17 protein-coding genes are annotated in these 19,066 nt (G+C 35.0%); 7 read left to right on the plus strand and 10 right to left on the minus strand.

The genetic code is table 11. The features are described 5' to 3' along the window. Positions 1–66: 66 nt before the first annotated feature. From M947_RS13305 to M947_RS13315, 3 genes are all read left to right on the plus strand, one after another. Positions 67–2,001, plus strand: coding sequence for an EAL domain-containing protein (locus M947_RS13305; RefSeq protein ID WP_021286521.1), 1,935 nt, complete (start codon positions 67–69; stop codon positions 1,999–2,001). Positions 2,002–2,078: 77 nt separating this feature from the next. Further along, positions 2,079–3,179: a redox-regulated ATPase YchF gene (gene ychF, locus M947_RS13310; protein WP_021286522.1), complete on the plus strand. Its 1,101-nt coding sequence runs from the start codon at positions 2,079–2,081 to the stop codon at positions 3,177–3,179. Positions 3,180–3,202: 23 nt separating this feature from the next. Beyond that, positions 3,203–3,802: a hypothetical protein gene (locus M947_RS13315; RefSeq protein WP_021286523.1), complete on the plus strand. Its 600-nt coding sequence runs from the start codon at positions 3,203–3,205 to the stop codon at positions 3,800–3,802. Positions 3,803–3,823: 21 nt separating this feature from the next. Here M947_RS13315 and M947_RS13320 read toward each other — a convergent pair whose 3' ends face one another. Beyond that, entirely contained in the window at positions 3,824–4,297 is a 474-nt protein-coding gene (locus tag M947_RS13320) for a hypothetical protein (RefSeq protein ID WP_021286524.1), read from the minus strand. Positions 4,298–4,406: 109 nt separating this feature from the next. On the opposite strand from M947_RS13320, the gene M947_RS13325 reads away from it, so the two are divergent. Then, positions 4,407–5,318, plus strand: a complete 912-nt coding sequence (locus M947_RS13325; protein ID WP_021286525.1) for a class I SAM-dependent methyltransferase — start codon at positions 4,407–4,409, stop codon at positions 5,316–5,318. On the opposite strand, the gene M947_RS13330 is transcribed toward M947_RS13325, so the two are convergent. Continuing rightward, positions 5,295–5,855: a DJ-1 family glyoxalase III gene (locus M947_RS13330; RefSeq protein ID WP_021286526.1), complete on the minus strand. Its 561-nt coding sequence runs from the start codon at positions 5,853–5,855 to the stop codon at positions 5,295–5,297. The two genes, M947_RS13325 and M947_RS13330, sit on opposite strands and share 24 nt — an antisense overlap. A 74-nt stretch (positions 5,856–5,929) precedes the next feature. Here M947_RS13330 and M947_RS13335 point away from each other — a divergent pair, with 74 nt between their 5' ends. After that, entirely contained in the window at positions 5,930–6,988 is a 1,059-nt protein-coding gene (locus M947_RS13335; protein WP_021286527.1) for a quinone-dependent dihydroorotate dehydrogenase, read from the plus strand. Continuing rightward, positions 6,985–8,277: a M16 family metallopeptidase gene (locus tag M947_RS13340; RefSeq protein WP_031347786.1), complete on the plus strand. Its 1,293-nt coding sequence runs from the start codon at positions 6,985–6,987 to the stop codon at positions 8,275–8,277. Before M947_RS13335 ends, M947_RS13340 begins: the two co-directional genes overlap by 4 nt. Positions 8,278–8,373: 96 nt before the next feature. Here the strand turns inward: M947_RS13340 and adk are convergent, their stop codons facing one another. Then, positions 8,374–9,021 (minus strand): adenylate kinase, encoded by a 648-nt coding sequence (gene adk, locus M947_RS13345; protein ID WP_021286529.1) that lies wholly within the window; start codon positions 9,019–9,021, stop codon positions 8,374–8,376. Positions 9,022–9,199: 178 nt separating this feature from the next. Here adk and cysK point away from each other — a divergent pair, with 178 nt between their 5' ends. After that, positions 9,200–10,120, plus strand: a complete 921-nt coding sequence (gene cysK, locus M947_RS13350) for a cysteine synthase A (protein WP_021286530.1) — start codon at positions 9,200–9,202, stop codon at positions 10,118–10,120. A 66-nt stretch (positions 10,121–10,186) separates the two neighbouring features. Here the strand turns inward: cysK and M947_RS13355 are convergent, their stop codons facing one another. From M947_RS13355 to hypD, 7 genes are all read right to left on the minus strand, one after another. After that, the gene (locus tag M947_RS13355; protein ID WP_021286531.1) at positions 10,187–11,986 is read right to left on the minus strand and encodes a methyl-accepting chemotaxis protein; all 1,800 of its coding nucleotides are present in this window, start codon (positions 11,984–11,986) and stop codon (positions 10,187–10,189) included. 3 nt (positions 11,987–11,989) lie between these two features. Next, the gene (locus M947_RS13360; protein ID WP_021286532.1) at positions 11,990–12,937 is read right to left on the minus strand and encodes a hydrogenase small subunit; all 948 of its coding nucleotides are present in this window, start codon (positions 12,935–12,937) and stop codon (positions 11,990–11,992) included. 9 nt (positions 12,938–12,946) lie between these two features. Beyond that, positions 12,947–14,500 carry a nickel-dependent hydrogenase large subunit gene (locus tag M947_RS13365; RefSeq protein WP_021286533.1) on the minus strand — a complete coding sequence of 518 codons (1,554 nt, stop codon included), beginning with the start codon at positions 14,498–14,500 and terminating at the stop codon, positions 12,947–12,949. Positions 14,501–14,651: 151 nt separating this feature from the next. Further along, positions 14,652–14,993 (minus strand): hydrogenase maturation nickel metallochaperone HypA, encoded by a 342-nt coding sequence (hypA, locus tag M947_RS13370; protein WP_021286534.1) that lies wholly within the window; start codon positions 14,991–14,993, stop codon positions 14,652–14,654. A 224-nt stretch (positions 14,994–15,217) separates the two neighbouring features. Continuing rightward, the gene (locus M947_RS13375) at positions 15,218–16,924 is read right to left on the minus strand and encodes a hydrogenase maturation protein (RefSeq protein WP_031347787.1); all 1,707 of its coding nucleotides are present in this window, start codon (positions 16,922–16,924) and stop codon (positions 15,218–15,220) included. A gap of 4 nt (positions 16,925–16,928) precedes the next feature. Beyond that, complete coding sequence (gene hypE, locus M947_RS13380; protein ID WP_021286536.1) at positions 16,929–17,927, minus strand: hydrogenase expression/formation protein HypE; 999 nt, start codon at positions 17,925–17,927, stop codon at positions 16,929–16,931. Further along, complete coding sequence (hypD, locus tag M947_RS13385) at positions 17,924–19,066, minus strand: hydrogenase formation protein HypD (protein ID WP_021286537.1); 1,143 nt, start codon at positions 19,064–19,066, stop codon at positions 17,924–17,926. The genes hypE and hypD overlap by 4 nt, the downstream gene beginning before the upstream one ends.

Consider the following 19,066-nt stretch of genomic DNA (forward strand, 5'->3'; position numbering starts at 1 on the left):
TATGAATATGCTAAGATGATTTATGCAAAATATAAGTTATGTAGCGTGAATGGAGTCTTATTTAGTATGAAAAAAAATCAAGTCAAATCTATCTCTACTAAAATTGTACTTCTTATTGTGCTTATTTTTTTACTTAGTGTTTTAGTTATCTTGACTGCGTTTGAAAAAATAAATAAAAAAGCCTTTTATAGTATAGAAATGGAAAAAGCAGATCTTGTTGCTAGAACTATAGAACCTTTAATCGCTCTAAATATATATCTTGATATGAAAGATAAAACAGATCAAGTATTAAGTCAACTTATAGAAAATCCGAATATACTAGCCGTAAAAGTTTTAAAAAACCTCAAAGTTATTAATGAAATCAGATCACCAGAGTATGATAAGAGCATAGAAGAATCTTTTACTATAAAACAAGCCATACACCAACCAAATTCAAAAAAAATACTCGGTTCTCTAATTATTACATATTCAAATAAAAATTACAAAGAACTAATTAATCAATACACTAAAATATTGCTAATAATGTTTGTTGTTTTTAGTTTTATCTTTACTCTTTTTGGCTTATATGTAAAAAAACTTTTACTACCTCTTAGAAAGATTGCCAAATCACTAAAAGAATATTCTCCAGATCAAGAGATAAAGATACCATATGTATCTCAAAACAATGAAATAGGACTTATATCAAAAGCTCTAAATAATATGCAGCAAAAAATATCTCAATACTCAAAAAAACAAAAAAATATAAATCAATATCTTGAAGAAAAGGTAAATGAAAAAACATTAGAGTTGCGTAAACAACTATATACCGACTCGCTTACAAAGCTACCAAATAGGCATAGTCTACTTAATGATATCATCAGCAGCGATGATGGGGCACTTCTTGTCATTAATATAGATGACTTTAGAGAGATAAATGACTTTTTTGGACAAACTGCAGGTGATTACATATTAAAAAGTTTTGCATATAAGCTTAATAGTATGTTTAATAAAAAGCAAAACACTACTGTAAGCAGACTCTCAGGTGATGAATTTGCTATATATTTTACAAAAAAACCATCTATACAAGAGTTTATTAAAATAGCTGAAAATCTAGCAGCAAATGTTGAAAAAATGATATTTTTTTATGAGAATAATGAGCTTTCCATTAGAGTTTCTGTAGGTGGATCTTATCAGATGGAAAATATTTTAGAAAAAGCAGATATAGCTTTAAAATCAGCAAAAAAGCAACAAGAATCTTTTTTACTTTATGATGAAAATTTAAATATTGAAGAGCAATATAAAGATAATATTGAATGGGTAAAAAATCTTAAAATAGCTATAGAAAATGATAAGATAGTCCCATACTTTCAAGCTATATATGATAATAAATCAGATAAAGTTGCAAGCTACGAGTGTTTAATACGTCTCATAGATGAAGATGGAAATATAATTAGTCCATATAAATTTTTAATAATCGCCAAAAAAAGTAGACTTTATAGTAAATTGACAAAAATTATGATTGAGAAAAGTTGTAAATATTTTGAAAATATCGATTCATATTTTTCTGTAAATGTATCAGTTGAAGATATTTTAAATAAAAACACTGTTAAGTACATAAAGCAAAAGATAAAAGAACATAATGTTTCTAAAAAAATAATATTTGAAATTTTAGAGTCTGAGGGCATAGAGAACTATGAAGATGTAGCTGTTTTTACAAATGAGATGAAAGCTCTTGGCTGTAGAATATCTATAGATGACTTTGGCTCCGGATACTCTAACTTTGAACATCTTCTTAAATTAAACATAGACTATATAAAGATAGATGGTACTCTAATAAAAAATATTGATTATGACATAAATGCCCAAATAGTTGTTAAAACCATTGTTGATTTTGCGCAAAGACTAAATATACTGACTGTTGCAGAGTTTGTACATAATGAGTCAGTTTATAAAAAAGTAAAAGATCTAAGTATTGATCGTACTCAAGGATTTTTCTTAGCTAGACCTCATGATAAAATCTAATAATATCCCCTTTACAAATAAACAAAGCATAATTTAGATAAAATCACATAACTATATTTTTAAAAAAAAGGTAAATAATGGGTTTAAGTATAGGTCTAGTAGGACTCCCTAATGTCGGTAAATCAACAACTTTCAATGCATTAACAAAGGCACAAAACGCAGAGGCTGCAAACTATCCATTTTGTACCATAGAGCCAAACAAGGCTGTAGTTCCTGTTCCAGATAAGAGATTAGCAGAGCTTGCAAAGATAGTAAATCCCCAGAGGATTCAATACTCTACACTAGACTTCGTAGATATCGCAGGTTTAGTAAAAGGTGCGTCAAAAGGTGAAGGACTTGGAAATAAGTTTCTCTCAAACATCCGTGAAACTGAGGTTATACTCCAAATTGTAAGATGTTTTGATGATGAAAACATAGTCCATAACGAAGGCAGTATCGACCCACTTCGTGATGTTGAAATTATAGAGGGTGAGCTTATACTTGCAGATATAGAGGTTTTATCTAACCGTATTGATAGACTCAAAAAACAGGCAAAAGCAGATAAGAGTGCAAAAGAGATGTTAGAGATGGCCGAAGAGCTTATGGAGTTTTTAGCTGATGGGAAGTTAGCAAGAAACTTTAAAGATGCCGACACTGATATTTACAAACAACTAAACTCAGAAGTTAGATTTTTAACTAACAAAGAGATTATGTATGGAGCAAATACTGACGAAGATGGTCTCTTAGAAGACAACAATTATGTAGTAGCTCTAAGAGAGCATGCTGCTAAAAACAACTGTGAGCTTATAAAACTATGTGCAAAGATTGAAGAAGAACTTATCGGTCTTGATGATGATGAAGCTCAGGAATTTTTAACAGATCTAGGAGTTAAAGAGTCAGGATTAGAACAGATAATACAAAAAGGTTTTGACAAACTAGGACTTATGAGCTACTTTACAGCAGGCGTTAAAGAGGTTCGCTCTTGGACTATTAGAAAAAATTCAACTGCACCTCGCGCTGCTGCTGCCATCCACAATGACTTTGAAAAAGGTTTTATCCGTGCAGAGGTTATATCTTATGAAGATTTCATAACTTATGGTGGAGAAGCAAAGGCAAAGGAAGCTGGAAAGATGAGACTTGAGGGGAAAGAGTACATCGTACAAGATGGCGATGTTATGCACTTTAGATTTAATGTTTAAAAAATAAAATTAAGGATATTATTATGGAGTTAAAATACGTTGGTCCAAAACCTATCATCTCTCATACAGGCATAGAGTTTGATAACAATAAAGAGGACAAATATGTCTACTTAAATATAGCAGTTCAACTTATAAAAGCACTTGATCACGACTATTTTGAAGATAAAATATACACTTATGAAGCCTCAACTAAGAGATTAGATAACAAAGAGCTATTTGATGAGCTAAAAAAGATATGTCCAAATATAAACACGCTTATGGAAAAACAAAATCATGATATAGAAGAAGAGATAGAGCACAATTTAAAAAGAGCCCAAGAAAACACTGTATTGAGTGAAGAGAACAAAGAGGTTTTGTATAACAATATAAACATTATGCATGATTATCTCATCCAAAGATCTATCAATAAAAGTGTTTATTATTGTGTTATATACGCACTTGCAGATATGCTAAAAAAAGATCATATCAACTATATAGTAGCACCACTATTTCAAAAATTTGCTCATGTTCTTCACTCAGTCCAAGGAAGTCTAAAAAGACAAAAAACTCCCCTAGACACTGCTATGGAAATTTTTAAAAAAGATGATGGACTCTTTGTAAAACTAAAAGTCATTAGCAGATAGCGTTTACAAAAAAGATAAAACCTAAAGGCTCAAAATGTCCTCTAACTTAGGCTTTAATTTATCAGCTAACTCAAAAGCTAAGCGGCTTGTACTCAAAAGAGTGTTTGAGTCATTTTCTTCATCTTCTAGCTCTCTAAATCTCTCTAAGAGCTGTTTTTTATAGTCATTTACCATCTGATCTATATCCATCTTCGAGTCTGGATTTTCCTCTAGTTCTTTTTCTAGTTTTTTCTTGTACTCTTCTAGCATCTCTTCTATTTTTTGCATATTAAAGTCATACATAAACTTAAAAGAACCCTTTTGAGTGAGGTCTTTTTTAAACTGTTGAAGTGCTATATCATCCGCGTTTATCTCGTCACGACTCTTATACTCTTTTACTTGAGTTTGAGTTTGAGTTTGTTTTTCATCATTAAAAGCAAACGCTATATCAGATTCTCGTATTTGTTCTTTGTTTTTACTATAGCTAAAAGCACTTGTAGAACTACCAACTAACATAATCTACTCCTGTTTTTTTATATTTACAAGCAATAACTATACCTTTAACTTTTAAAGTGAGTTTTCAAGTAAAATAGCTAAACTTTCATCTAAAAAAACAGGGCTAAACTTGACTCTACAAGACTTAAACGCACATATTTTACTAAACTCAAAAGATTTGAGTGCTGAATTTAAAAGACTTTTTCATGGTCGTGGTGGGCTTTATGATGATTTTAAACATCTCACTATTGACTCTATTGACACTATTTTAAGTGTCGCTCTATATGATAAAGATGCGAAAGAGAGCGAACTCTTAGAACTTTTAAAATCTTTTATAAAAACTTCAAGACATAATACTATAGTTGTGCAAAGAAGATATAAAAAAGACTTTCCAGTTGAAGTAGTCATAGGAGAGTTAAGTGATGAGATTTTTGCTCTTGAAAATGGTATGAAATTTAGACTAAATCTTCTCTCAAATCGTAACAGTGGCTACTTTGCAGATATGAAAAATGGAAGAGAGTTTGTAAGAGAGAGTGCAAAAGATAAAAGTGTTTTAAATCTTTTTTCATATACTTGTGCTTTTAGTGTGGCTGCCATCTTAGGAGGTGCAAAAAGTGTCTCAAATATCGATATGAGCAAAGCATCTCTAAGTATTGGTCGCTTAAACCATCACTTAAATGATCTTGATACTAGAGGTGTGAGCTTTCTGCCTTACAATATCCTAAAATCTTTTTCTCGCATCAAGAAAAAAGGTCCTTATGACCTTATCATTATTGATCCGCCAAGTTTTCAAAGAGGAAGTTTTGAAGCTACGAAAGATTATAGAAAAATCATAGCAAAACTTCCAGATATTGCATCAGATAACTGCATCTTGCTCGCTTGCTTGAACTCGCCAGAACTTAACTCATCTTTTTTAAAAGAGTTAATATCAGAGTTAGCTCCTGAGTTTGAGTTTAAAGAGAGACTTGCAAACCTAAAAGAGTTTGAGAGCCTTGATGAAGAGAGAAGTCTAAAAAATCTACTCTTTACAAAAGTCCGCTAAGAGTCCACCTTTTACCATCTTATAGGTCTCTTCGCCCTTTAGTTTTTTTACAATTGCCAAAGCAAAACACATAGCAGTTGCAGGTCCACGAGATGTTAAGACATTAGCGTCTTCAACAACCATTGTGCCATCTCCTATGTAACCCTGCTCTCTTATCTCTTTTTCTACTGATGGATAACAAGTATAGTTTTGCTTTAAAACTCCAGCTCTATGAAGTGCATAAGGAGCCGCACAGATGGCTGCTATGTTTTTGCCTTTACTATCCATCTCCTTTAAGATGTTCTGTACATTCCCATCATCTGCTAGAGCGTGAGTTCCATCCCAACCACCAGGAAGTGCTATCATATCAAGCTCACTAACCTTTACATCTTTAATGTTCATGTCAGTTACAACACTGATGCCATTTGCACCCTTTACAACACTCTCTTCATCAAATGCGGCTACTAAAACTTCAATCTCCGCTCTTCTTAAAACATCTATGATAGATACAGCCTCTATCTCTTCAAACCCTGTAGCTAGTGGTACTAAAACTTTCATAAAAAATCCTTTATCGTTATGTTATTCTAATAATAGTATAATTGAAAAAATTTTACAAAGGCAACTTTAAAAAGATGATAAATTATGAAACTATAAAACCTTGGCTTTTTAAACTAGAGCCAGAAAATGCCCACCTCTTAGCTGAGAGTGCACTAAGAGTTGCAAATCTTTGTCAGATACCATTTAACTCTTTTTTAGAATCTCATTTTGTAACTGATAACGCCTTAAGACAAAAGTTATTTAAAAGAGAGTTTTTAAATCCTGTTGGTCTTGGGGCTGGGTTTGATAAAAATGCAACTGTTCTTCGCGGTATTCAAATTTTAGGATTTGGCTTTAGTGAGATAGGCACTATCACTCCACTTGCACAAGCTGGAAATCCTAAGCCTAGAATGTTTAGACATATACAAGAAAAAACTCTACAAAATGCTATGGGCTTTAACAATGATGGGGCCCTAAAGATTCAAAAAAGACTTAAAAAAGTATATCCTTTTACAACTCCTATCGGTATAAATATTGGTAAAAACAAGATTACAGCAGAAAAAGATGCCATTAGTGACTACACAAAGCTTATCAAAACTTTTAATGGCTTGGGTGATTACTTTGTTATAAATATCTCATCTCCAAACACTCCAGGACTTAGAGATTTGCAAAATGAAGAGTTTATAACAGAGCTTTTTAAAGAAGCAAAAGCACTCACAGATATGCCGATACTTCTGAAGATAGCACCTGATATGACAAAAGAAGATGCGGTAGCTCTTACAAAGATGGCAGTTGAAAAAGGCGCAGATGGCATAATTGCAACAAACACAACTATAGACTACTCACTCGTAGAAAATCCAAAAGATATCGGTGGACTAAGTGGCGCGGTTTTAAAAGAGAAGAGTTTTGAGATATTTGAGGCTATTGCAAAAGAGCTTTATAGTAAGACTATACTTATCTCAGTTGGTGGGATTGACTCCGCAGAGGAAGCTTACAGACGCATAAAAGCTGGAGCATCTTTAGTTCAAGTCTATACTTCACTGATATTTAGTGGACCTGATTTGGTCATGAACATAAATAAGGGGCTTATAGAGCTTATCAAAGCTGATGGATATACAAATATCACAGAAGCTATAGGTGCAGACAGAACATGAAAATATTCTTAGCAATCTTACTAACTTTAGGGACATTAATGGCATCATCACTACCTCATTATGAGACAAAAACACTTAAAAACGGACTACAAGTAGTTGTAATCCCACTAGAAAATTCCACAAATGTAATCTCTACTGACATCTTTTACAAGGTTGGAAGTAGAAATGAAATCATGGGTAAAACAGGCATTGCTCACATGTTAGAGCATATGAATTTCAAATCTACAAAAAATCTTCCAGCTGGAGAGTTTGACAAAGAGGTAAAGAACATAGGCGGGGTAAACAACGCATCTACGAGTTTTGACTACACTCACTACTACATAAAATCAAGTACAGATAATCTTTCAAAGTCACTTAGTCTATATGCTGAACTTATGCAAAACCTAAATCTAAAAGATGATGAGTTTCAACCTGAGAGAGATGTTGTAGCTGAAGAGAGACGTTGGAGAACTGAAAACTCTCCTCTTGGTTACTTGTACTTCTCTTTGTTTAACAACGCTTATGTTTATCATCCATACCACTGGACTCCGATAGGCTTTATGAATGACATCCAAACATGGACTATAAAAGATATAAAGGATTTTCACAAAACTTACTACCAACCAAACAATGCTATCTTAATGGTTACAGGCGATGTAGATGCAAAAGAGGTTTTCAAAAAAGCAGAAGCTAAATTTGCTCATATAAAAAATGGTACTAAGATTCCTGAATTTAAGTTTGTAGAACCCCCTCAAGATGGAGCAAAAAGAGTCATTATCCATAAAGAGAGCGAAGTTGAGCTTTTGGCTATTGCTTTTCACATCCCAGACTTTAAAAGTAAAGATCAAGTAACACTTAGTGTAATCTCTGAGATACTCTACTCTGGAAAAAGCTCAAGACTCTACAAAGAGCTAGTAGATAAAAGACACCTTGTAAACCAAGTATATGCTTACAATATGGAAAACATCGACCCTGGTCTTTTTATATTTTTAGCTTCTTGTAACTCAGGTGTAAAAGCTGAGGATGTTGAGAAGATTTTGATAGAGCAAATAGAGCTTATGAAAAACTCAAAGGTAACTAAAGCTGAACTTGAAAAAGTAAAGATCAACACAAAAGCAGACTTTATCTACTCGTTAGAGAGCTCATCATCTGTTGCAAATCTATTTGGTAGTTATTTAGTCCGTGGGGATTTAGCTCCACTTTTAACTTACGAAGAAGATATAAACAAAGTAACCTCAAAAGAAGTTTTAGAAGTTGCTAACAAATACTTTGACTTTACTAAGTCAACTACTATTATTTTGAAAAAGTAGGTAAATTGGAAGTGATGTTTTTAGGGCGAGGCTCATCGTGGAGAATGCCATTGGCTAGCATTCCTAGAAGCATTACTTCCGGCTCGCCCAAAGATTTTACCCTAATTGTGAAACTATAGACGCTTCAACATCTTTGATATCAGCTGTTCCATCTACAGTTATATACTTAAGTGATTCATCTTTAGAAGCCTGCTCTTTGTAGTAACCTATAAGTGGTTCTGTTTGCTCATGATAGACCTTTAAGCGATCAAGAACTACCTCTTCTTTATCATCATCTCTTTGAACTAAATCTTCGCCAGTTATATCATCTTTACCCTCAACTTTTGGTGGATTGTAAACTAAATGATAAGTTCTACCACTTGCAAGGTGCGCTCTCCTTCCTGACATTCTCTTTACTATCTCACTATCATCAACATCGATCTCTATAACTGCATCTATTACAATTCCTGCATCTGTAACTGCATCTGCTTGAGCTATGGTTCGTGGAAAGCCATCAAGAAGGTAACCATTTTTACAATCACTCTCTGCTATACGATCTTTTACAAGTCCTATGATTATATCATCAGTTACAAGTTGACCTGCATCCATTGCAGCTTTTGCCATCTTACCCATCTGTGTGCCCGCTTTTATGGCTGCTCTTAGCATATCACCAGTAGAGATTTGAGGAATGTTGTACTTTTTTGTTAAAAATCCTGCCTGTGTTCCTTTTCCAGCACCAGGTGCTCCTAGTAATATAATTCTCATATTTTGTCCTATTCTTTTAATGTTGAAAGTATAATACAAGAAGCCTAAAATAGACATAACTTGTAATTTCATCTATTTAGCTTAATAGACCCTCACCTACCTAATAAATATAACAATGTAAATACAAAACCGCTATAATTAAATATAATACTAAAATATCTTATTTAGGAAATAAATCATGAAAATAGCACAAAATGTAACTGAGTTGATTGGAAATACTCCACTTGTAAAGATAAATAGTATCTCTAATGAGACAAACACCACAATACTTGGCAAATGTGAGTTTATGAATCCTACTAGCTCTGTAAAAGATAGAATTGCTCTAGCTATGATTGACGCCGCAATAGCTGATGGCAAGATAAACAAAGAGACTCTTATAGTTGAGCCAACAAGTGGAAACACTGGGATTGGACTTGCTATGGTCTGTGCTTCTAAAGCTTTAAAACTCACACTTACAATGCCAGAATCTATGAGCCTAGAGAGACGTCAACTACTTTCTGCTCTTGGTGCTAACATAGTTCTAACTCCAGCTGCACTTGGGATGAACGGTGCGATTGACAAAGCAGCTGAGCTAAATAAAGAGACTAAAAACAGCTTTATGCCTCAACAGTTCAACAACCCAGCAAATCCAGCTGTGCATAAAAAAACTACTGCCAAAGAGATACTAAGAGATACTGATGGTAAGATTGATATCTTAGTTGTAGCAGTTGGAACGGGTGGTTCACTAACTGGAATAGGAGAAGCTCTAAAGGAGTACAATCCAGATATAGAAATAATCGCAGTTGAGCCATCAAGTTCACCTGTTATTTCTGGAGGAAAAGCAGGACCTCACAAGATTCAGGGTATCGGTGCTGGTTTTATTCCAAAAGTATTAAACTGCGATATCTTTAGTGAAGTTATCCAAGTTAGCGATGAAGATGCGTTTGCCTCTTCAAAAGCTTTAGCAAAGAGTGATGGACTTTTAGTTGGTATCTCAGCAGGGGCAAATGCTTATGCTGCAAAACTTGTAGCCCAAAGAGAGAAAAACAGAGGAAAAACCATAGTTACTATACTTTGTGATACAGGAGAGAGATACCTCAGTACTGCTCTTTACTCGTAAAACAGCACTATATTTATACCCTTTATAGATGTAAAAAGAGTTAAAGGGTAGGCTCTTTGAGCAACTTTAGAACTCTTTAGACTCAGCATTTTGAACAAATCGTCCAGCCATCTCTTTAGTTTGCGTTACTATCTCGTTTACCTCTTTTGCATTGTCTGCATTTTTCTGTGTGGTCTCCTCAAGCGTGCCAATAGTGTCGTTAATATTTGAGACTGCTTGAGACTGCTCTTGCATAGTTGAACTTACTTCATTTATAGAACCTGTCATGATACCCACAGTTGCAGTAATTTCATTAAGACTTTTTTGTGTTTTTTCAGCAAGACTAGTCACTTCATCTGCAACTACAGCAAACCCTCTACCATGTTCTCCCGCTCGTGCTGCCTCAATAGCAGCATTTAGTGCTAAAAGATTGGTCTGATCTGCAATATCACGAATAACGCTTATTGATGATTTAATATCCTCGGATTGGCTTACAACATTATTGGTTCTATTAACAATCTCATTTATTGCAACTGTAATAGACTCCATAATTGCTGAGGTATCTTTGAGTTTTTGTGCTTGATCTTGTGCTGAAGATGTCAATAATGTCATATTCTCAGAGAGTTTTAAAGATTGACTCTCAAGGCTATGCCCATCTTCGAGCTCCTGTTTACTAGCTTGTGAGAGAGCTTTTCCTAAACTGTTTGTACTCTCAAAAAGTTCTTTTACTCTCCCCTGTGTATCTGCTATTTCTACGGTAGCCTTAAAATTATCATTTTCATAACTCTTAAGCACTTCTAGTACTTTTTGGATATTTGTATTCATAGCATCAAGCATAGAGTTGACAATCTCTTTGAGTCTATTTAGAGATTCACTACTCGCATCTACTTCAACTCTTTTTGTCATATCGCCTTTGGCTGTTTTTGAAGCAACATCTGAGAGGTTAGCTATAAGTTTATTATCTTGGATTATGCCATCTTCCATATTTTTTATATAGCGATTAAACTCCTGAGCTATGTCTTTAATCTCATCATTTTCTTTAATCTCTATGTGTGAACCATTTTTTTCGTTTAAATTTTTAACGCCATCTAGTAAAAGCTGCAGTTTACTTTTAAACTTTAAAGAGACGATAAGGGCTATAACTATGATTATAAATGCAATCGTAACTAGTGTAAGCGTAAAGTTCCACATGTTATCTTTAACTTGATCTCTCATTTTTTTATTTGAGATACTTACTCCAAGATAGCCTGATACATCGCCCTCTTTCCAGTTTGTATGGCAAGCAATACAACCTTTTTCAGCTATAATTTTTTCATAAAAAGTAGAGGTATCATCTGCTTCATCTATCTTATAGGCTCTGTTATTTATAAACTCTAAATCTCTATCTATTTCAAAGTGGCAACTGCTACATTTTTTCTCTTTATCCATCAAGGTGCTTCCATGAAATCCAGCCGACTCTTCAAGGGGTTTATCACTCCAATCTGTTCGAAGATACCTTCCATTTGTTTGTTCATAAATTTTTTTGTTTGGATTGTAAAAACCATCATCTGTGTGAACAAATGGTTTTCCGACTGTCACCTCATTCGATTTGTAATTCATGAGTCCAGATGATGCATATAAAACAGTCTCTTTTACACCTTCTAGGAGTGCTATGTTATCCATTGCAGCTTGAAATGTTTTACGCTGACCCTGCGCAAGAGAATCTTTTGAAGAGACAGTGTAGTTATGTGAAATAGCAAACCCTTTATCCTTTATCATCTCCTCAAGTTTTTCTTTTTGAAGGTAATAATTGAGTGTTATAGAGATAATGGAAATAGCTGCAACGCTAAAAACAAGAGGAAAAGAGAGTTTAAACAAGATGGTTTCAAAAAATCTTCTCTTTTGCATGATTTACCCTTTAAACTTAAAATGTCTAAACTTTGATATAGCCCTTTTATCCTTAAAAGAGTGAAGCATAATCTGCCTTGGAAAGTGCTCACTTGCGCATCCTATACAGGGATGACCAGCTTTTATGCATGTATTTGTGTTGTTATTGTGTCCTATCGTCATACAATCATTTTTTGTAACGGGGCCTTGACAACCAAGCTTAAGCAGACAGCCTGCATCACCAATTTTTTTTGCATAGTTTTTCTCTTGAAATTCAGAGTAGTATATGCATCTCTCATGAACAGTTTGAGAGAAAAATCTAAGCGGTCTTCCCTCTGCATCAAGTTCTGGAATAGTTTGAAATTTTGCATAATGAAAAATTACATAAACTAGATGCTCAGGCTTCATAGGACAATTTGGCAAAGATACTATAGGTTTGTTTATTTTTTTATGTTTTGTAAATTTACCTATGGACATAACACCTGCATCCATTCCTTGCATTCCAGTGATTCCTCCAAAGGCAGCACATGTTCCACCTGCAACGCAAGCAGAAGCACTAGCACTCATCTGTTGCATCCAATCCATAATAGGTCTATCGCCCATCATACAAGCATGAGGCATTGCAACAGGAATAGAACCCTCTACTACTAAAAGATAATTGTCCTTTAGCTCTGTAGAAGCTTTATTTAGTATATCTGTAACTTGTTTTCCAGTTGCTAAAGAGATGTCGGGATGGTAGATAATGTTTGTGTATTTAGTTAAAATATCAAGCACAGATACATCTTCAATATTTAAAAATGAGGTCGAACAGCCAGAGCATGAAGAGCCATGTAACCAAATTATATTTGGCTTTATCATCTTTCCTTTTTCCATAGCCATGAGGTCTTCAAGTGTGAAAAAGTTTGCTGCTCCAACGGCAGCTATTACTTTTAACATCTGCTTTATTGCATCTCTTCTTGTTAAAGTAGCCATTTTGTCTCCTTAATGAACCGAACATGCAAGACATGGATCTGTAGATCTTACTATTCTTGCCAACTCTATAGGATTGTCTGGGTCTTTGATTTTCGTATCCATTAGCATCTTCTCTACAGCACCAAGAGCTCCACTTGCGTCTTTTGGCGATATATTCCAAGTAGTAGGTACAATCATGTCGTAGTTTTTTATAAGACCTTTCTCATCCGTCTCTATCCAGTGTGCTAAAGCTCCTCTTGTTGCCTCAGTAAGTCCAAATCCAACCGCATTTTTTGGAACATCTCTCTCAACAAATGCAAGTTCATCAGGAATAACTTTGTCTGTATCTTCTAAAATTTTATCAATTATAGTAGCTGCCATAATAGCCCTGCAAAGATGTCTTCCCAAAACAGAATTATACTCTTTAAAAGTAAGCCCTAATTTTTTATTTATAGAATCCACAAGAGTATTTAGCTTTTTGTTTTTACCGCTTTTATAAGTATTTATAACTCTTGCAACCGGGCCCACTTCCATAATTTTACCTTTGTAACGAGGCGCCCTTGACCAACTATATTTTCCGCCCTCTTTTTTCTGTTCTTCTTTAAACTCTTCATAATCTATAGGTGTTAATATTGTAGAATCGAGAGGTCTTACATTAGAGTCAGGTTTGGATTTGTAGTAGGAGTATTTGTGGTCTTCAAAGATATTTTTCAAATCAAGTTCTTCATACTTGCCATCTATTGTTGAGCCACCTACAAAAAGATGATTTTCTCCATTTTCATCGGGCAGATATTCAAATGAGAGGTAATCTCCATATCCTGCCCCTATTTTAAAATACTCAGGAAACTCTTTTGCTACGGCTATAATATCGTTTAGGTAGTTATCTTTTATAAATTTTCTGGCACTTATTATCAAAGATCTATACTTTGCAAGTTTTCCTATAGTAGGAATAGTTGTTACTCCACCAGCTTCGAGTGTTACAGGATGTGGTGCTTTTGCTCCAAAGATTGCAACAGCTTTTGTCAAATCAGCCATAACTCTAATAGCTTCTAAGTAGTTTTTGATTGCCGTAAAATTGGTGTTATTTCCTTTTGCGTACATTGCTTCATAGCGAGGTAAGAAAGGAGCTGCGGGAAATATTTTATTACTTTTTAATTCGTTTTGAACCCATTTTTTTACACTTAAGATGCTATCATCGTCTCCCTCATATTTCAACACCGCAGTTATATCGATAAAATCTAACGCGCTTAAAATATAAAAGTGCAATAGATGGTCTTGAAGCTGATAAGCGCCGACAATCATATTTCTTAGTAGCTGTCCATTATGATTTGGTTTTATTCCCATAGCATCCTCAAGGGCAAGAGAGGCTGCTTCAGCGTGTGCATAGGGACAAACACCACAAACTCTTTGGGTAACTTGTTGTGCAACTCTGGCATCATAACCTATGAGTGCCTTTTCGATTCCTCTATACATCTCCGCAGAACACTTAGCATCTGTAACAACCCCATCTTTAATTATTGTCTCAAATTTAAGATGCCCCTCTATCCTTGTCAGCGGATCTATCGTAATTTTCCTCTCACTCATTTAACACCCCTTAAACAGTAAAATTAAAATAACCTTTACTGCATGATACAATTTAAATATTTAATTATTCATAAAAGTTATATTTGTTTTTTTAAGAAATATGTGAAAAAAAGTAAAAGTCTATTATTTTATTAACCAATCATATTTATATCTACTCAAGCTCTAACTGCATCAGATACATATCCTCTCCATCAAGAATATCAAGATCAACGCTGTTGCATGTAGGACAAAAATATTCTATACCCACTAAAACTGACTCCTTTAGACAATTATTACATTTAACAATAATTTGCTGAATATTTATAACAAATTCCGCCTCTTCGCAGAGTGTTTTTTCTTTAAATATCTCAAACGCACTTCTTAAAAGTTCAGGTTCGACTCCGCTCATCACACCTATCTTGATAACAACTTTAATCACCTTTTTCGCATTGTTTTTTATTGCATTCTCTTCGCAAGAATCTAAAAGAGACTGGACTATACTATATTCATGCATCTGTATTCCTTGATTTTATTTTATAAAATAAAGTGAATCCTTTATTTATTTTATCACGATATCGGAAGTAATTCCGCTATCTACGCTAACGCTTGGTTTCCTTCGGCAGGAGGCCCATCGCACTTGTGCGATTTTAATGTTTTATCACGATATCGGAAGTAATTCCGCTATCTACGCTAACGCTTGGTTTCCTTCGGCAGGAGGCCCATCGCACTTGTGCGATTTTAATGTTTTATCACGATATCGGAAGTAATTCCGCTATCTTTGCTAACTTTCCCTCGGCACTTGTGTCTCTTAAGTCTTTCTGGTGTTTGTAGAGAACACACTTTATATACAAAATCATATCTTAGTTTATGAAAAGAGCTATCTTCTTCCCAAAACTCTCTATACATAACTCTTAACTCTTCTTCTTTTTTTTGCTCAATTTGGGAGCTGTTTTGGGATATATAATCCTCTTTTTCATATAAAAAATCACTATAAACATCTTCATCTTCGCATAGTTTTTGAGCAAATTCGTTTAAAGATTTGAAATAATCATTATATTCAAAAACTTTATCTATCACTCCTATCTTAAGTGCTCTGTTTGCACTGATGGGCAGACACTCATTTAAAAGTTCCCCTGCTTTTTCCTCGCCAACTCTTCTTGCTAGTGAGAAAGTGTGATATTCGCTCCCACTAAGTCCCAAAGTTCTATAGTGCGGATTTAAAACAACTCCTTCTTGTGCTACTACATGGTCGCAAGAGAGTGCCAAAAAGACTCCACCCGCTCCTGCATTTCTATGTAGAGATGCGATTGTTATAACTTCATCTGCAAAGAGAATGGACTTTACTACATCATTCATAGCATTTATATTGCTCCAACCATCTTCTCCATGCTTTTTTGAATCTTGCAAAATATTTAGATGAATACCATTACTAAAAAAGTCCTCCCCACCCATCAAAACTATAACTTTGCAGCTCTCTTTTAGATGCTCAAACGCATATTTTAGCCTTATGCATTGCTCTGAATGCATCGCACCATTATGAAAATTAAAGTAGAGATATCCGACATCGCCTATAACTTTAGAACTAATCTCATGAAAAGTTATATCTCCAACTTCACTAATTAGAGGTATTCGCATTTCCTTAACACCTTTTATCCTCTCTTTTAGGGCGTAGGTTGATGGAAGTTTAAATCTGCCAACCTCTTGCATATGGCTTATCCAGAGTGCGCCATCAACTGTGCCAACGCAAATTGCACCATCTCTTTTTGCGATTATCTCTTTTGGTTCCCCTCTTAAACTCTCCTCTTGCCATGCACCAAAAAGATAGCACTCTAAGCCTAAAAACTCATCTTTAACACCGGGATAACTATCACTCATATATATCTTTTTTATAATCTCTTTAGTAGTCTCTTTTTCCCAGTCTATGGCTCTATCTTGTTGTGAGAGATAGTGATGCATCTGGGATTTTAACTGTGGAGTAGGCTTAAAATTTTTGTCTGCTAAATTTGCAAGTAACTCTTTTAGAGCCTTTGATGCAGCACGCGCTACTTCGTTTCTATAGATGGAAGCCTTGTAGGTGCCACGCATTAAAAATCTAACTTCTGCGTAAACATCTCCGCCGTCAAGCTCTTCATTTGCTCTAAGAATCACAACTCCCCACTCCTTTTTTTCCTCTCTTATGGCATGGTCTAGCGAGTTGTGACCTCTATCGCCTCTAATACCTGGATGAAGTATAAAAGTCGGAGTTTTTAAAAATATCTCTTTTGGGAGATACTTTTTGAGATAGGGACAAAAAACAATATCTGGTGCAAACTCTTCAACGCTCTGCATCATCGCCTCACTGCTTATGGCATACTGCACGGATACTGTATGATTCATATCTCGAAGCTCACAAAATAGCCGTTGAGTAAGAGAGTTAAAAGCCGATACGATGAGTAGTATTTTCATCTCTTTAACAGATTCTAGGAAGTAGTTCGCCACTTGGAGTATCTAAAAATCTTGAAGTTCCCCAGCTGCTCTTTAAGATAACTTTCTTTAAATGAGTATCTGTTATCTTGCCAATTGTCGTGGCTTTTAAACAACTAGGAAATCCCTTTAATATCTCTACTGCTTTGTCTGCATCTTCCTTTTTTACAGCAAGAACAAAAGTGCCCTCATTTGCTAAAGCCGTAGCTTCAAAGCCTAACATCTCACAGATACCTTTTACTTCATCGCTTACAGGAATGCTCTCCTCTTCAACCTCAATGCAGATATTTGACTGAGAAGCCCACTCATTTAAAACTGCACTAACACCGCCTCTAGTGGCATCTCTCAAGGCAGTTATTTTTATATTTGCATCCAAAAGAGCTTTTACTTGAGGATAAAGCGATTCACAATCACTCTTGAGTGAACTCGTCATCTCAATCCCCTCTCGAGCCACAAAAATAGCCGCCCCATGGCATCCAATATCACGGTTTACTATGATGATATCATCCTTGCTTATGTTGTTAGAACTGATACCTTTTTTTATAACTTCACCAATTCCGCTAGTGTTTATAAAAATCTTATCAACACTCCCACGAGGCACAACCTTAGTGTCACCACTCACAACAATAGCCCCGTTAATCTCAAGCTCTTTTTTCATACTTCGCACGATTTTATCTAGCTCTCTTGTAGCAAAACCCTCTTCAATAATCACACTACAAGTAAGATATTTAGGCTTCGCACCCATCATAGCTAAATCATTACAAGTCCCACAAACAGCAAGTTTACCGATGTCCGCTCCTGCAAAAAAGAGAGGCGAGACCGTAAAGCTATCAGTAGAAAACGCAAGTTTTCCATTATGAATAATAGCCGCATCTTCACTTTTTTCTAGTATCTCATTTTTAAAAGCTTTATAAAAAACTTTTGAGATAAGTTCATTATTTTCCTCTCCACCGTTTCCACAAGCTAAGCTTATTGTTTTGTTCATCTCAAATTCCCATACTTATAGTAAGCTGCACAAGCACCCTCGCTGCTTACCATACAGCTTCCTATCGGGCTTGTTGGTTTACATGCAGTTCCAAAAATGGTACATTCTGGTGGGTTTGCCATTCCTCTTAGTATGTCTCCGCAGATGCATAGTTTGTGGTCTTCTATCTCGCCTATTGGCAAAATATCTTTGTAGATAATCTCTGCATCGTACTCTTTAAACTCAGGCTTTAGTTTTAGTCCGCTTTTTGGAATATTGCCTAAACCACGCCATTTAAATAGATCTCTTTTGTCAAAATATCTCTCTATTAACTCTTGAGCTTTTAGGTTTCCATCATAAGTTACTAACCTTTTGTACTCAATCTCAAGTTCGCATCTGCCCTCTATAAACTGCTTGACTATCATGCTAATTGCCTGCATCACATCAACTGGTTCAAAGCCTGAGACAACTACTAGGCGGTTGTAATCTCTTGGAAACTCTTCATATATCTTACTACCGCTGATAACGCTCACATGAGATGGCCCTAAAAATGCGTCTATTTTGTTGTTGTAACTATCTACATGTTCATCTCTTGAGTCGATTAACTCGCGCATTACTTCTGGAACTGTTACATGGTTTATGTGAAAAAAGATATTTTTTATATCTTTTTTTATAACCGCATCAAGAAGAGCCGCTGTCATTGGAGTTGTCGTTTCAAATCCTATGGCAAAAAAGATGATTTTTTTAGTTGGGTTTTCATTTGCGATTTTTAGACACTCTAAGGGAGAGTAGACAAAACGAACATCCGAACCTCTGCTTCTTGCATCTTGGAGGCTTCCATTGCTTCCTGGGACTTTTATCATGTCGCCTAGAGTTACTAAAATCACATCTTCTACCATGCTCAAAACATAGGCGTGATCTATGCGCTCTTTTGGCATGATACAAACAGGACAACCCGGACCATGGATAAACTTGATGTTTGATGGTAAGAGCTGTGGAAGTCCGTATTTCATGATGGTGTGCGTATGTCCACCACAAACTTCCATGATATTTATCTGGTTTTTAAGTTTTTTGGCATCTTCTTTTATGATTTTTGCATAGGCTTTTATGGTGTTGCCATCTCTAAAATCATCATAAAGATTTTTTAGCTCTAACCCCAT

This window comes from Sulfurimonas hongkongensis (assembly GCF_000445475.1).
Taxonomy (GTDB): Bacteria; Campylobacterota; Campylobacteria; order Campylobacterales; family Sulfurimonadaceae; genus Sulfurimonas; species Sulfurimonas hongkongensis.

Excerpts from the sequence above, each read along its gene's own strand:
- M947_RS13360 (WP_021286532.1), bottom strand. The coding sequence starts at position 12,937 with ATGGCTACTTTAACAAGAAGAGATGCAATAAAGCAGATGTTAAAAGTA.
- M947_RS13375 (WP_031347787.1), bottom strand. The coding sequence starts at position 16,924 with ATGAAAATACTACTCATCGTATCGGCTTTTAACTCTCTTACTCAACGG.
- M947_RS13315 (WP_021286523.1), top strand. The coding sequence starts at position 3,203 with ATGGAGTTAAAATACGTTGGTCCAAAACCTATCATCTCTCATACAGGC.
- cysK (WP_021286530.1), top strand. The coding sequence starts at position 9,200 with ATGAAAATAGCACAAAATGTAACTGAGTTGATTGGAAATACTCCACTT.
- hypA (WP_021286534.1), bottom strand. The coding sequence starts at position 14,993 with ATGCATGAATATAGTATAGTCCAGTCTCTTTTAGATTCTTGCGAAGAG.
- M947_RS13340 (WP_031347786.1), top strand. The coding sequence starts at position 6,985 with ATGAAAATATTCTTAGCAATCTTACTAACTTTAGGGACATTAATGGCA.
- M947_RS13305 (WP_021286521.1), top strand. The coding sequence starts at position 67 with ATGAAAAAAAATCAAGTCAAATCTATCTCTACTAAAATTGTACTTCTT.
- hypD (WP_021286537.1), bottom strand. The coding sequence starts at position 19,066 with ATGGGGTTAGAGCTAAAAAATCTTTATGATGATTTTAGAGATGGCAAC.
- M947_RS13355 (WP_021286531.1), bottom strand. The coding sequence starts at position 11,986 with ATGCAAAAGAGAAGATTTTTTGAAACCATCTTGTTTAAACTCTCTTTT.
- ychF (WP_021286522.1), top strand. The coding sequence starts at position 2,079 with ATGGGTTTAAGTATAGGTCTAGTAGGACTCCCTAATGTCGGTAAATCA.
- M947_RS13320 (WP_021286524.1), bottom strand. The coding sequence starts at position 4,297 with ATGTTAGTTGGTAGTTCTACAAGTGCTTTTAGCTATAGTAAAAACAAA.
- adk (WP_021286529.1), bottom strand. The coding sequence starts at position 9,021 with ATGAGAATTATATTACTAGGAGCACCTGGTGCTGGAAAAGGAACACAG.
- M947_RS13330 (WP_021286526.1), bottom strand. The coding sequence starts at position 5,855 with ATGAAAGTTTTAGTACCACTAGCTACAGGGTTTGAAGAGATAGAGGCT.
- M947_RS13335 (WP_021286527.1), top strand. The coding sequence starts at position 5,930 with ATGATAAATTATGAAACTATAAAACCTTGGCTTTTTAAACTAGAGCCA.
- hypE (WP_021286536.1), bottom strand. The coding sequence starts at position 17,927 with ATGAACAAAACAATAAGCTTAGCTTGTGGAAACGGTGGAGAGGAAAAT.
- M947_RS13365 (WP_021286533.1), bottom strand. The coding sequence starts at position 14,500 with ATGAGTGAGAGGAAAATTACGATAGATCCGCTGACAAGGATAGAGGGG.